The 12,632-nt window shown below is 58.7% G+C and carries 15 protein-coding genes; 1 reads left to right on the top strand and 14 read right to left on the bottom strand.

Features of this window, described 5'->3' with window-relative positions; translation table 11 throughout:
• Position 1: 1 nt before the first annotated feature.
• Genes ACA057_RS09000 through ACA057_RS08980 form a run of 5 tightly spaced genes read right to left on the bottom strand, consistent with a single transcriptional unit; the run spans position 2 to position 7,179 of the window.
• Positions 2-2,539, bottom strand: coding sequence for a phage tail protein (locus ACA057_RS09000; protein WP_497347602.1), 2,538 nt, complete (start codon positions 2,537-2,539; stop codon positions 2-4).
• Positions 2,508-2,981, bottom strand: a complete 474-nt coding sequence (locus tag ACA057_RS08995) for an NlpC/P60 family protein (protein WP_497347600.1) — start codon at positions 2,979-2,981, stop codon at positions 2,508-2,510. Before ACA057_RS08995 ends, ACA057_RS09000 begins: the two co-directional genes overlap by 32 nt.
• Positions 2,978-3,841, bottom strand: a complete 864-nt coding sequence (locus ACA057_RS08990) for a phage/gene transfer agent baseplate hub protein (protein ID WP_497347598.1) — start codon at positions 3,839-3,841, stop codon at positions 2,978-2,980. Before ACA057_RS08990 ends, ACA057_RS08995 begins: the two co-directional genes overlap by 4 nt.
• Positions 3,838-4,488 carry a DUF2460 domain-containing protein gene (locus tag ACA057_RS08985; RefSeq protein ID WP_497347596.1) on the bottom strand — a complete coding sequence of 217 codons (651 nt, stop codon included), beginning with the start codon at positions 4,486-4,488 and terminating at the stop codon, positions 3,838-3,840. The genes ACA057_RS08990 and ACA057_RS08985 overlap by 4 nt, the downstream gene beginning before the upstream one ends.
• Positions 4,489-4,497: 9 nt before the next feature.
• A complete protein-coding gene (locus ACA057_RS08980) occupies positions 4,498-7,179 on the bottom strand; it encodes a hypothetical protein (protein ID WP_497347594.1) in 2,682 nt (893 codons plus the stop codon).
• Positions 7,180-7,558: 379 nt separating this feature from the next.
• Here ACA057_RS08980 and ACA057_RS08975 point away from each other — a divergent pair, with 379 nt between their 5' ends.
• Positions 7,559-8,602, top strand: coding sequence for a hypothetical protein (locus ACA057_RS08975; RefSeq protein WP_497347592.1), 1,044 nt, complete (start codon positions 7,559-7,561; stop codon positions 8,600-8,602).
• Positions 8,603-8,664: 62 nt separating this feature from the next.
• On the opposite strand, the gene ACA057_RS08970 is transcribed toward ACA057_RS08975, so the two are convergent.
• The 9 genes from ACA057_RS08970 to ACA057_RS08930 all read right to left on the bottom strand — a co-directional run bounded on the left by ACA057_RS08970 (position 8,665) and on the right by ACA057_RS08930 (position 12,625).
• Positions 8,665-8,856, bottom strand: a complete 192-nt coding sequence (locus ACA057_RS08970; protein WP_497347590.1) for a hypothetical protein — start codon at positions 8,854-8,856, stop codon at positions 8,665-8,667.
• Between the two features lie 65 nt (positions 8,857-8,921).
• Positions 8,922-9,272, bottom strand: a complete 351-nt coding sequence (locus tag ACA057_RS08965; RefSeq protein ID WP_497347588.1) for a hypothetical protein — start codon at positions 9,270-9,272, stop codon at positions 8,922-8,924.
• Positions 9,269-10,024 (bottom strand): hypothetical protein, encoded by a 756-nt coding sequence (locus ACA057_RS08960; protein WP_497347586.1) that lies wholly within the window; start codon positions 10,022-10,024, stop codon positions 9,269-9,271. Before ACA057_RS08960 ends, ACA057_RS08965 begins: the two co-directional genes overlap by 4 nt.
• 11 nt (positions 10,025-10,035) lie before the next feature.
• A complete protein-coding gene (locus ACA057_RS08955) occupies positions 10,036-10,488 on the bottom strand; it encodes a hypothetical protein (protein ID WP_497347584.1) in 453 nt (150 codons plus the stop codon).
• A gap of 2 nt (positions 10,489-10,490) precedes the next feature.
• Positions 10,491-10,778: a hypothetical protein gene (locus ACA057_RS08950; protein WP_497347582.1), complete on the bottom strand. Its 288-nt coding sequence runs from the start codon at positions 10,776-10,778 to the stop codon at positions 10,491-10,493.
• A complete protein-coding gene (locus ACA057_RS08945; RefSeq protein ID WP_497347580.1) occupies positions 10,771-10,962 on the bottom strand; it encodes a hypothetical protein in 192 nt (63 codons plus the stop codon). The genes ACA057_RS08950 and ACA057_RS08945 overlap by 8 nt, the downstream gene beginning before the upstream one ends.
• Positions 10,952-11,194, bottom strand: coding sequence for a hypothetical protein (locus ACA057_RS08940; RefSeq protein ID WP_497347578.1), 243 nt, complete (start codon positions 11,192-11,194; stop codon positions 10,952-10,954). The genes ACA057_RS08945 and ACA057_RS08940 overlap by 11 nt, the downstream gene beginning before the upstream one ends.
• 33 nt (positions 11,195-11,227) lie before the next feature.
• Positions 11,228-12,172, bottom strand: coding sequence for a Mu-like prophage major head subunit gpT family protein (locus ACA057_RS08935; protein WP_497347576.1), 945 nt, complete (start codon positions 12,170-12,172; stop codon positions 11,228-11,230).
• Between the two features lie 39 nt (positions 12,173-12,211).
• Positions 12,212-12,625: a hypothetical protein gene (locus tag ACA057_RS08930; protein ID WP_497347574.1), complete on the bottom strand. Its 414-nt coding sequence runs from the start codon at positions 12,623-12,625 to the stop codon at positions 12,212-12,214.
• Positions 12,626-12,632 lie beyond the last annotated feature (7 nt).

Genomic DNA, 12,632 nt, shown 5'->3' with positions numbered 1-12,632 from the left:
ATCAGGTGTTAAAGGTAATCGCCGGAGCGAAGTTGAGCTGGCTGCGCGTGCTGCTCCAGGTGTCGTAAGCGGCGGCGCACAGGTAATACGTGGTGTCGGCCATCAGGCCGGTGATCTCCCCCGAACGGGACGTCCCCTGATAGCCGACTGTTCCTGCAAAGGTCGGGTCGAAATCAGCGTCGGTGGAGTACACGAACAGATAACCGGCGGCGTCTGCTGCCGTGCTGGCATCACAGCTCACATCAGCTGTGGTGCCGCTGACCGTCGCCGCTGTGCCGGTCACCTCCTCCGGTGCGGTATTGGTCACCAGTATCGAGGTCAACGGTGCGCTGCCGGCCGCGTTGCGCTCGATGATCTCGACGCGGTAACTGCGCAGCAGCGCGCCATCGACCAGGGCGTCGGCGCGCTGGTAGGTGAAGGCCGTACTGGTGGTCGATACCTGTCGCAGCAACGCATTACTGCCGGCGTTACGGATCCGCACCAGACGATCCTCCGCACGATCACCGGCCGTCCAACTGACGGTGAAGTACGGCGCTTCGAATGAGCCCACCAGTGCCAGATTCTGTGCCGGTGCCGGTACCACCCGCGCGGGCGACAAGGTGACGCTGTAGGCCGTGACGCTCGCTAAATCCTCCAGCGCCCGGCCATACACGTTGAACGAGCGGAACTTGACCCACACCGTTCTGCCGATCTGATCCCGCGCATAGCTGTATTTCCAGACGGCATCATCCAGCCGCACAAACGGCGACCCGGGCGGGTGACTAGCCACCGGCGAACTCAGCCGACCACGTCGCAGGTAACCCAGCTGATAGGCGCCCACGCCTGTCAACGTCGCATCGCGGTAACTGAGCAGCTCCCCGTCGACCCAGCACAGGGTGGCGCCGCTGTCCGCCTCGGCGGTGGTCACGGCCGTCAGTTCGTCGGTGGCTGCCAGTTGCACGGACAAGGCATTTACCGTGTCCGGATCGCTGCCAGCGGGCAGCGTCGCTGAGAGCCGGCCCATACGCGCCCGGCCATAGATGGTTTCCGCCATCCAATAGCTATCACCATCGGCGCTGATCCAGATCTCGCAGCCACCCCAGCTGGGGCTGGTACCGGCCACCGCGCCCCATACTTGCAACTCACCGGCGAGCAACAGGCTTTCCGGTGGGTTGAACATGATCGGTGCCAGGACGGGACCGGGTGCGACGTTCTGGTTGCTCTGAAAACCGCTCTTGCTTTGCACCGGGTAATTCGGCGCACTGCCGACACCCAGCAACGCATCCTCGGCTACTACGGCCAGCTTGCCCTCTTCGTCTTCCTCGACCGAGATCAAGCGGACCAAACGCTGGTGCAAATTCAATCCCGGCTCAGTGATGGTGACCAGGTCCATCGGTTCCAGCAGCACATGCTGCCAGCCCAGAGAGAACTGGTATTCATTGCGCACGTAGAGTTTGCGCTGCACCAGCAACTGGGCGGCATGCGCGCCGATCGCCACATCGCAAATCTCATAGGCCTTGATCGTCTCCATCGGCCGAGAGCCGAACTGCTCGATGGCCGCCTGATCGGTGCCCCGCACCACATCGGTGTTGTACTCGTGAGCGCGATCAAGAATCTCCAGCGAGACTTCGTTGTAGCTGTCCGCCTGACTCTTGATCTTCAGCGAAACCGGAGGCTCCCCCTCCTCGGCCAGAAAATCGTCATCAGTCAGATCCGCCACTGGGGCGATATCCGGAAACCAGGTCACACCGTTGCCGGTGGCCGCCTGATCGCCATACGGAATGACCTTGAGTTGACCCGCCGACCAAACCAGCTCGCTGTTGGTCAGCTGCAACCAGCGGGCGATCGCTTCACTGGCCGGCGACTGCTCATCGAGTACGGGACTCAACAACAGGTTTTCCGCCAGGCAGTAAGTACGATAATTGCTCAGGTCAGCGATCCACGCCGGGTTGAAGCCAATACCGTCCAACGGGTCGAGCAACAGCCCCGGTAAGAAGTTGCCGGGATTGGCGTCCGGTAGCCCCGGCACTTGATAAGGACCGTCGACTTCGAAGGTGTGGTTCTGCACTCCGGCGCTGTCGTTGAGCAGGTACCGACTGGAATACACATAGGCAGTGTCCGAGTAGGCGATGGCCTCGGCGGGATGATTGGTTTGCAGAAACCCCCACACCAGTTGATCGCGGGCACCTTGGGCAAAGCTGAATCCGGCCTGCGCCAAGGCCGATTGAGTCACCCCGTCGATGACCGCTTCGGCGAACACTTCCTTGTCGCGAAAAATGCGGTGAATCGCCCCCATCGGACCGCGACCGATCGCCAGGATCAGCGCCGCGTAATAGGTGTAGGTGGTGTCTTTTTGCGTCGCCCCGCCGCCGCCCTTGCCGCCCGACTTTTTCTTGGTGGTGTGCGCGACGGCTTCAAAGTCGCTGTAGTAAATCAGGTTGGGGCTGATGCGATTGCGGCCGGCGAGCCAGGCGATCGGTTTGCCGCTCGCGCTGCTCTGAACCTGCAGTGCATTGATGCGCGTGGCGCTAGTAGAGATCGTGGTGCTGCTGCCCCCCATCGCTGACTCCGTATAGATTGAGTGTGTAATAACGCACCAGCTGACTGGCCAGCCGTTCCTCGCGCATGTCTGCGTATTCCACGCCGATATCGCGGTAGGCATGGATGACCCGGTGTTCATCGATCACCACCGCGCCGTGACTGTAGGTCCGGCCGAACCGCCACACCGCCATGTCTCCGGGCTGGGGTGTTTCCACCGGATAGCCGTAGCGATCGAGCCAGTCCAGATAACGTTCCTCGCTGCGATGCAGGTGCCAGTCCTGGGCATACGGTCCGGGGTCGATCAAGGGCATCAGCCCGACCGCGTTGTAGACCTCGATCAGCAGCCAGGCACAGTCGACACCGACACCCAGTAAGTGCTGCCGGTGCTGGTACGGTGTGCGCAGCCAGCGTTCGGCCTCGGCCACCACGGCCGCCCGCTGCTGAGCTTCGAGCGCGTTCATATGGACGTCTCCGCGACCGGGATGAAGGGCATGCCGCGATAATGGATGCGGTTGCCGAACTTGTTGGTACAGGCATCCAGCGTGCGCGGGCAGCCCGGATAAATCAGGAACTGGTCGCCCGGGACGGGCACCGCGGGCACGCCGAGGATCATCGTGACCGCGCCGTCGGCGGTCTGGCGGCGCACCGTGCGGGCCACACCGGCGTTCGCCCCGTTGACGAAGCGGATCACGCCCTGGTCGAACCAGCCTTGATCCGCCGCGACGTTGGAATTGATCCGCAGAGCAGTATTGCTGCCGGCCTGGACGGTGCCCGCCGTCTGGAACAACGCCCGATTAACCCCGCAATCGGCGCTGTACACCGTGCGCAGACACGACGGCTGATACACGCCCCGAGGGACTTTGGTGTCCAGCAATTCCATCGGCGACTTGACGGTGACGGTCGCCTGCTCGCGATCGACGGGATCGACCTCGGCCACCCGACCGATGAAGCGCGTCACCGCACCTACCACCGGCTTACCCCAGTCCGCCATGAACGCCCGGGCCAGATTCAACGTCGCACCATCGAAGCCGCCGCCGGCAATGAAGGGCAGCACCGACTCCCCCAGCACAGTGTCATTCAGGCCGGCGGTGAAAGTGACGTTCAAGGTATCCACTTCGATGCCACGCACCGCACGCACGCCGGTGCGTTTGATCAGTGGGCCGCTGGCCGAGTAGTTTTGCCCGGCGTAATAAATCTGCAGGCCTGCATCGGTGTAGCGCAGCACCTGTCCGCTGGCCAAGGCAATCGTGTACAGGTCGGCCATCACGAAACTGCGTGCCGTGGCCAGGAACTGCTTCAACTCTGGGCTGGCATCGATCATGGTTTGATACTCGTAAAGGCGACGTTTTTTATTTCCCAGATCGCCCGGAAAGGCTGTGAGCTATCCAGCGAGTCGGCATCGAAGGCGCAGCGGAAGTAAAACGCCCCGCTCCAGACCAATGACGCCCCGTTCGGCGGAGGCACGGCAAAGGTGACCAGGCCGAGCTCGTCGACGCTGTAGGCCAACGTCAGAACGCCGTCCACCGTCAGCGCATCAATGTTGACGACGCCATACACCGGTTCGACCCAGCCACCGATGGCACGGGAAAGCTGAAACCTGACGGTGGTGCCGTCGCCGGTACCGAACCGGTGAAGCCTCACCAGGTGGTCGGAGCGATCGAAGTACAGGAACTCGCCGAACTGCCCTTTGCGGCTGTTGAAGAAGTCCACCAGCCGCGACCATTCATCCAGCCCCGGCCGCTTGCGCACCGCGTTGTAGCTGATCTGAAATGACCACAAGGGCGCGGAGTAATACGCGGTGGTGCGACGTCGGCCGCTGGCTGCCTTTTGCACACCCGTGCTCCACTCCGGTGCTTTTTTCGACAGCAAGGTTTGCCCCGGCATACGCGGTAACACACCTTCTTTTACCACCCCCACATCGGGATAACTGGCCACCCAGCGTGATGGCCAGAACGGGCTTAATGGCATGATTCCCCCCTATGTCTTGATGGCACCGTTACGCCGCAGTTTCTGCATTTCCTCGGCAAACGCCCGGGCGTTGCGCCGGATGTCCGCCGGGGTGAGACGACCGCTGTGATCGTTGTAGTGATAGTTGTTACCGCCCCCCAGTTGCCCGTCGCCATTTGCCGCCTGGCGGATGACGTTGGCGTACTGTTTGGGCAGCACCATTTCCTGTTCGTGAAGCTGGGTCATCGGGTTGGTACCCGCTGGAATGTCGTAACCGCCTTCGGCCGACGCCACGTTTTTCACCAGGCCAAACACAAAGGCGCCGGCCGCCGCAGCGGCAGCGACACCCAGCACGGGACCGATGATGGGAATCGCCGACATGGCGGCGAAAGCACCCGCCATCGCTTGCCAGGCACTGGCGATAATGTTCTTGATCGTGGCCGCGCCCCAGATCGCCACGGACATGGCCGCACCACCCGCCTCGGCGGCGGTACGCACACCGACGCCGGCCACCGTCGCGCCGGTCTTGGCGGTCTCGCCGAACATCCACGCCATCAACGGTTTGGTCACCATGTTCTCGATGAACGCGGAGCCGATGCTGCCGAAGATGCCCTGCAGTAAACCTTGGGTGCTCATCGTCCCTGTCAGGATGCCGTTGAGGCCGCTGGTCCAACTCGACTGGATGCCACCGAGCATGCCGGACCAGTTGTTCTGGGACTCCAGGGTTTGCTGCCGGCCGATGACCGCCATGCTGTTGCGATGCGTTTGTTCCAGCGCCAGGATCTGTTGCTGAACCTGCTGCAGAGCTACCGGATTGCGGTCGGGGTCCTGATCGAGCAAGGCTTTTCGTTGCTGCAACGCGGCCGCTTCAATGGCGTAGCGCTGCTGTTCGAACTCGGCCTGCGCCTGCAACAATTGCCCTTGGGTGATCAGGTTGGCTTGCAAATCCAGCTGAGCCATCTGTTCGGCATGAGCGATGTTGCCCAACCGGGCTTGCTGATCGGCGGCCAATTGCTGCTGTTTCATCGTCGAAATCTGCTGTTGCTTCTCTCGCTCGATCGCGACCACTTCCGCCGCTGCCTGGCGATACTCCTGACTGTCCTGGCCGTACAGCTGGCGGCTGCGCTCCAACGCTTGCTGGGCGATCTGCAAACGCGCATCCATGTTGTTGCGATACTGCTGCGCCTGAGCCTGTAGATCCGCGAACGCTTTTCCCTCGTCTTGCCGCCGCATGGCCGTCAGCGCCGCCAGGTAATTACGCTGAACGCCGAGCCGTTCGGACGCACTCAGGTCGGTGCGTTTGAGAATCCCCTGCCAGTATTCGACTTCTTGCTGAAGCGAAAACTGGTAGTAAGTACCTTGCTCCGCCTGCTGCTGAGCATGGGCGACCTTCTGCGCATCCAGCACCTCGGACCACTGGCTGACCCGGGACTTGGTGGCACCACCGCCGCTGACTTCGGGCGCGGGCTTGGCCGGTGGTTCGGTACCCTTTTGCAATTCCTTGCGCCGCTCAATCGCCGCGGCATAGGACTCTTCCAGCTTGGTCAGGCGGCTGACTTCAAGACCGTAGGCCGTGGGGCGCAGCTGGGCTTGCTGCTTGGTGGATAAGGCGGTATCACCGGTCGCGGCCATCGCGGCAACCTTACGCCGCTGCTCCTCAATCCGCGCCAGGCGCGTCTTCATGCCCGCGTCGACTTCGTCGATCTTGTCCGATGACAGCTGCAACTGTTCCAAGAGCAAACGCTGCTCTTGCAATGTGCCTTCCAATGGCGCCCTAGCACCGCCGCCTCGCGGGCCTTCCTTGAGGTTCGCCAAAGAAGCTTCAAGGCGGGCGATGTTGCCAGCGACGTCATCGACCGTTAATCCCACCCCGGTCATGCTCTTGAGCAGGCCATTGAACCAGCCGGCGGTTTCGGCCAAGGTTTTATTCAGGCTGATGAACGCAGGCTCAAGGATCGTGCCGACCGTGACCTTCAGCTCGTTGCTTTTGGCGTCCAGTTCGGCCTGGCTACCGGTGAGCCCCTTCGCCGCTTTCTCCGCGTTACCGACCTGCGCTTCGGTTTCCTTGAGGATGCCGGTGTATTCGGCCTGGACCTTCTGCGATTCGGTCAACTTGTCGCGAGTGGTGCCGATGCTTTTGGCGTATTCGTCCCACATCTTGGCAACGTTTTTCGTCACCCCAGCATTGTCGACCAGCACCGAGTTTTCGTTCTTCAGACCTTCGGTGGCCGTCAACACCGCTTCGGACAACCCGAGATTGGCCTGCCGGTTGAAGGCTGCCGCGTCCTTCAGCCGATTGATCACCGCAATCGACTGATCAAGGTTGTAACCCCGACTCAGCAAATTTTGTAGGGCTTTGGCGGCATCACCGACACTGAGCAGGCCGTCAGCGGACAGCTTTTGCGCTTCCTGCATGGCCCGACCGATGCCGACACCCGCATGATTAGCCACTGCCTCAAGACCACGGTAAGCGGCCTCCTGCTGGATGGCGGCCGCTTTGCTATCGGCCACAAAATCCTTGATCGCCACGGCCGAAAAGACGGCGGCCATCGAGGCGCCCAAAGCCAGCAGATCACCTTTGAGTTTTGAACCCACCCAGGCGAAAGCATCATTGGCCGCAGACCCCAGGCGACTGATTTGCACCTGGCTGCCAACCATGTCGGTGTTGATCGCCTTGAGCTCGCGATTGAAGGTGCTTCGAGCGTCGCGCATGTTGCGCTCTATGCTATCCACCGCCCGATCAAAACCCTGAGTGCCCGCAGTGAACTGGTACGCGATATTTCTATCCATTCACACCTCAGTAGCCCATTAAAAATCCGCTAATGCAAAATTGACAAATAAACAATATCAATTCAATCCACAAACAAACTGAGCTACGCCAAGAAAACTGATTAAAAAACATTCAACTTTCTTTAACGCGACAAAAACCTGATTTCGACCCCACAGTCATTTTTTTCATATAAGTTAAAATTTGTCGGCACTTACATGGCGGCCTTGAAATTCTTCTGCTAGATTTTTTTATGATAAAAACAAAAACTGCCATCACCACACCCGCTCCCCATAAAAACCAACACCAACGTAGGGACACGCCATGGGTTTAATGCGCTTTACCTCGATTGTAGTAGCTGCTTCCTCAATGCTGGGTTGCGGCACAAAACTACCAGACACGAATGAGTTAGGCTGGACAACTCTCAAACCGCCAGAAGAAAACGCGCTGGGCAAATACATTGAAGAAATATCCAACAATAAAAATAGAACCCTTGGAGGGGACGGGTTCGAAATTACAGACGATATAATTTCCATATCGCCTTCAATCACAGACGTCACTTCAGCAACATACTCAAACTATAAAGCCGGAGCTGAAGCATCATTTAAACTAATCACCGCGAATGCAGGTATCGAGACCACTTCATCAGAAGTCAGTACTTCTACTGGATGGTCAGTCGCAAAGATAAAAAACTTTTCAAGAGGCGCTCCCATTGAAAAGGAATTCGTCTATAAATGCATAATGCTTTCTGAATACACTTTTGAAACTAAAAACAAAACCACTGGCAATGTGGATGTTGATGCAAGTAAATTGGCATCCACTTTCGGAGTAGCTGTAGCAAAAGTAAATGTAAGTTCTTCCCCCGCATCGCCTGACAGCCTTAAAGTAACGATTAAAAATCCAAATCTATGTTTATCATACGTTTCCGCAGAATTGTATCGCCCGTGGTTTGGCCACAAAGGCGAAGTCAGATCCATTACCAAAAAAACAGAAGACGGAATCTACGAAAATAAATTTAAGTTAAGCTTAAACGAAACCAGCGACCCACGAAGTCCCGACTTGGGCAAAGATGCCATAGACAGCAAGCCGCATTATCGCCTGTACTTATCGGGCACAGCAGAAGCCCCCGTCTTATCTTTCTGGAAAGAAGATAGAGAATTCCCGGACCGTGCGCCAACTAATTTCATCTTGAAACCAAAGCCTAATGGCAAATGGTCTGGTCAATATGGGATTGAGAACTACTATTATGGCGACATGAGGTACGCCCTAGTCAGGTTATCGCTAGAAGCAAAAAAACTTCCGGATGGGTCCGTCCTAGTAGAATCGGCGACGCTCTATTCACCAACCTATAAGCTCTCCTTAAAATAGGACAGCCATCAAATTCTTAAACAATGAGAGGAGTTGATAAAAACTCCTCTAAATTGTTAGGTTCATCGCGTCATAGTAAAGGAATCCAGCGCACCACGTAGATGCTCCGGCAATTCGTCACGTAGATCCGCAGCTAGCCTAGCAAGGTTTGTCTCCAGATCGGGTGCTTCAGTAACCTGCGTTTCAGGCTTGTAGCCCATGTAGCCGGCCACGAGTACATGAACCGGCGGATGATGACGCCAGTAGTCGGTCATGTGCCCCACCATCGTCATGTCCCAATCACGCCGTAACGTGACCGGGCTTTGCCCGGTGCAGGCAATCAGGTGAGCGTAGAGTTGGCCCCAGTCGAAGGGGCCGGCACTTCCCCCTGTTCATTCACCGGCTGCGCCTCCATGCCGGACGCACTCATGACGGCGTTGAGCACCTCGCGCATGTTACGCAAATCCAGCAAACCAGCCACCTCCTCGCGGAGCATGTCCGGGTAATTGCGGCGTAGCGCCGCGTGCGTGGCGTCGATTACCGTCGCAATACTGCCTCGGTCCATGCCCCCGGCCACGATCGCGTTGATCCGGTCCAGTAACTGCTCCAAGTCACCCAGTGACAGCGGCGGAATCACCAACGACTTACCCGGGAACGGGTAGCTGATGCCGGGGATGTTCACGGTACTCATTCGTTCGCACTCCAGTAGCACACCTCACCGAACTCATCGGCATAGCCGGTGAATTCAAAATCCGGGATGGTGTAATCGTCCTGCTTGGTGGCGATGCCCAGCTTGTTGCTGACGAAGTTGGGGACCCGGACATAAATGCTTTTGCCCTTGTACTTCAGGATCAATTCACCCTGGAAAACCGGCATGTCACCCATCGGCAAATTGCGCACCGACAGGCTTTTGCCCGTCTGCACGGTGTAGCGATAGTCGATGAACACCGGCGTGGCGACATCAGCCGCAGCGAAACCGTATTCGCCGGTCGCCACATCGAAGGTGTACTGGCCAGCGGTGGGCGCACTCAGCACCCGAACAAACGGCACTGCGCCCGCACCACGCACCCCTAGATCACCCGAGAGCGAGCCACCAGCGGGTGGGGTCACGATAATCTCGGCGCCGACCGGAATAGCGGTCGGGGTCGTGGCGTGATGGACCAGCACCTGGCCAGTCGTCAGGGTTTGTCCGAACACCAGCTGGTTCCACTGCAGCAAGCTGATCTGCGCCGACTTGGCTTTGCCGGTGAGCTTGCCTTGGCCGCGTGCAGCATCGACCGCGAACTGCTCACTGCCAAACAGCTCCTTGGAATCGAAGGACAGGTCGACCGAAGCCTCCTGCATGATGCCCAGCAGGATTGGCGTCGGTGCGGAAATGGCGTTGCCGAAGGCGTCCATCAGCGGGGTGGCATAAAACAGCCCGCTGCCGAATGCGATTTGCATGGTTGTGTTCCTCAGTAAACGGTGGGGCCGGACGTCAGATCGCCGGCATTGCACAGGTAGGTGAAGCGATAACGCACCATGCAGTTGCCTGCGGTGTTGTCGCCCTCCTCTTCAATCCAATCGATATAAAAGCGTTGCACGCGATCGGCTTCGGGAAACGCGTCCTCCCCCATCAGCACCGTATGCACGGCGACCTTGACCAGGTCAGCGACTTGATCCCAAGTGTTCCTGGTCACGGTGTCTTCGCGGGCGAGGATTTCCACCGACAACTCGAACTGGTTGCGATCCACCGTGTGACTCTCGCGTTCGGTGGTTTCCAGATCCGGACGGATCACGATCGCCGGGGTCTGTTTGCGCGTGAAAGCCTCGGTGCGGCTGCGAAACACCCGGTCTTCGGCCAACGTACCGGCGGCCAGCATCAGCGCCTGCGCCCGCTGGACGATGCGTTCCTGAATCGAAGGCATGATTAAATCTCGGCGAGTGAAACGAGACTGAACGCCCCGTCATCGATCATCAGTCGGTCGCGCACCCGAAAAGCATTGCCGCCGACCGTGATCAGTTTTCCGTTGTCGATGGACAGTCGCTGGGCCTCGGCGGTGATAACCAGGATCTCGTAATACGTGGACTGGCTATTGATCCCGGCCATGGCCCGGATCTCGTCCGGCATATCCCGAACGGCCAGAAAGGGTTGGTCATCCACCAACCCGCCAGCATCGAAATCTTCGAGGAATCCCGCGAGGTCTTCGTCAAACATCAGGGCCTTCCTTGGCCGTTCCGCTGGACTTGGTCGGCACCACTTTTTGTTTGATCTCCAGCAGCTGATTGCGAAAACGAACCGCCACGTCATCGGGCAATTCGACAGTGCCACCGGTGCCAATCACGTCGTTGTTGTGGTCGCGAAATGATCCCGACAGCACGGTGTAGGATTTATTCGCCATTGGTTGGCCCCGCCGTTCGTTCGAGTCTGGTAACTCGCTGCGCCAAGGCTTTATCCGGCTCGCCGGGAATCAAGATTTCCTCCCCAATTTTGAACTGAACCGGTTGCACGATGGTGTAGCGGCCTTTTTTGATCTGCTCCAAGCTGTGCGCTCGCGCACCGGCCTGTGCATCGGTCAGGATCAGTTCACCCCCATACAAGGTGATGGGTTGATCCACACGGTATTTCGGCATGGTGTTGTCCTCTGTGAGATGAACGCCTGAGGCTTACACCAGCTGGTTCAGGACGCCGTACTGCCAGCGACCGAACCCGACGTTGCGCCAGGTATCGACGCCGTATTGGTGCGCATCGTTGTCGAACTCGAACTCTGAGCCCTCGGCCTTGGCCTTCATCACCACGTCCGTTTCCTGCTGACGAATGAAGGCTTTCAGGCGGCCGTCGGTGCGGAAGGTGACAAACTTGTCGGTCCAGGCATTGAGGCGCACGTTGCCGATCACCCGCACCGTGACGTTGTCCGGCATAACGATTTCGCTGATGTTGGTACCGCGCGGCACGGTCAGTGCCGACTGCGCCACGCTCAGCAGGCTGAACGGAACCATCACCAGGAACTCGCGAGCCAGTTCGTTGATCGGCTCGCCCTGATCATCCTTCAGGCTGGTTAGCTGGGTGATAGATCGGGCAACAGCTTGTTGAAACTGTCCCGGCGATGGTCGGGAGGGAGTTCCAGGATTATCCCCAGGAAGCTCGCTGATGACGGTGGTGATCTTGTTCGACTGCACCCCGCTTTTGCCTTCCTCATGGTCGGTATCGAAGAAGTACTGGCCGTCGTAGCAGACCTGGCTTTCACCGTTGAGAATCAGCGCCGACAAAAGGCGCGCCCAGTGCGAATTGGTGCGGTCGGCCAATTCACCCAGGCGAATGCGCAGTTGCCCGGTTTTGTCGCGGCGCAGCTCTTTGACCAGAACTTCGATGGTCGCTTCGAAGTGCAGGTTTTCGATTTCGAGGTCGGCAGAAATGAAACCTTTGGCATGTCGGCCACCGATCCACTCACGCAAGGTTGGCACGCTACCGATCCACGGATAAGTTTCTTTCGCCTGGTCGGAATCGAACAGGTTCGACAGGACGTCGATCCAACTCGCCCCTGTGTTCTGCTCGAGCAGTTCGTAAAACGTGCCGATGACGGCACGGCTGGAAAGTACTTCAGCACCCATGGGTGGTTCTCCTGATGAAGGTGACGGATGGGTGCGTGATTACGCAGCCGGGATGGACTGGACGGCATACTTGACGATACCCACGCCACCGCTGACAAAACGGTGTACGTGACCGATCAAGCTGTTGCCGGCGGCCGTGAGGGAAAAGGTGCCACTGTCGCTGGCATACACCAGCTTGCCGATATTGGTGATAGCCAGGCCGGTGATCGGCACTTCGATTTTGCCGGCCTCACGCAGGCGCACTCGCAGGGCAGCAGCGGCGCCTAGTCGATTGTCGGCACCGCGATCAGCGAAGCCGACAAACAGATCACCGGCGGCCAAGGGGCGCGCCAAGCCATTGGCCGAGTTGATCCCGACCGCCGAGCCTTCAAAGATCTGCGTGGCTGCGGCAACGGGCAATTCGTTGATATCCCCGATCTCATACGAGCGCGGGGTGTCGAGGGTAAGAGGCATAGGTGTT

It is taken from the genome of Pseudomonas sp. LBUM1661 (genome assembly GCF_059695925.1).
This window is presented reverse-complemented; position numbering and strand designations above follow the sequence as displayed.

Excerpts from the sequence above, each read along its gene's own strand:
- ACA057_RS09000 (WP_497347602.1), bottom strand. The coding sequence starts at position 2,539 with ATGGGGGGCAGCAGCACCACGATCTCTACTAGCGCCACGCGCATCAAT.
- ACA057_RS08995 (WP_497347600.1), bottom strand. The coding sequence starts at position 2,981 with ATGAACGCGCTCGAAGCTCAGCAGCGGGCGGCCGTGGTGGCCGAGGCC.
- ACA057_RS08990 (WP_497347598.1), bottom strand. The coding sequence starts at position 3,841 with ATGATCGATGCCAGCCCAGAGTTGAAGCAGTTCCTGGCCACGGCACGC.
- ACA057_RS08985 (WP_497347596.1), bottom strand. The coding sequence starts at position 4,488 with ATGCCATTAAGCCCGTTCTGGCCATCACGCTGGGTGGCCAGTTATCCC.
- ACA057_RS08980 (WP_497347594.1), bottom strand. The coding sequence starts at position 7,179 with ATGCGCGACGCTCGAAGCACCTTCAATCGCGAGCTCAAGGCGATCAAC.
- ACA057_RS08975 (WP_497347592.1), top strand. The coding sequence starts at position 7,559 with ATGGGTTTAATGCGCTTTACCTCGATTGTAGTAGCTGCTTCCTCAATG.
- ACA057_RS08970 (WP_497347590.1), bottom strand. The coding sequence starts at position 8,856 with ATGACCGACTACTGGCGTCATCATCCGCCGGTTCATGTACTCGTGGCC.
- ACA057_RS08965 (WP_497347588.1), bottom strand. The coding sequence starts at position 9,272 with ATGAGTACCGTGAACATCCCCGGCATCAGCTACCCGTTCCCGGGTAAG.
- ACA057_RS08960 (WP_497347586.1), bottom strand. The coding sequence starts at position 10,024 with ATGCAAATCGCATTCGGCAGCGGGCTGTTTTATGCCACCCCGCTGATG.
- ACA057_RS08955 (WP_497347584.1), bottom strand. The coding sequence starts at position 10,488 with ATGCCTTCGATTCAGGAACGCATCGTCCAGCGGGCGCAGGCGCTGATG.
- ACA057_RS08950 (WP_497347582.1), bottom strand. The coding sequence starts at position 10,778 with ATGTTTGACGAAGACCTCGCGGGATTCCTCGAAGATTTCGATGCTGGC.
- ACA057_RS08945 (WP_497347580.1), bottom strand. The coding sequence starts at position 10,962 with ATGGCGAATAAATCCTACACCGTGCTGTCGGGATCATTTCGCGACCAC.
- ACA057_RS08940 (WP_497347578.1), bottom strand. The coding sequence starts at position 11,194 with ATGCCGAAATACCGTGTGGATCAACCCATCACCTTGTATGGGGGTGAA.
- ACA057_RS08935 (WP_497347576.1), bottom strand. The coding sequence starts at position 12,172 with ATGGGTGCTGAAGTACTTTCCAGCCGTGCCGTCATCGGCACGTTTTAC.
- ACA057_RS08930 (WP_497347574.1), bottom strand. The coding sequence starts at position 12,625 with ATGCCTCTTACCCTCGACACCCCGCGCTCGTATGAGATCGGGGATATC.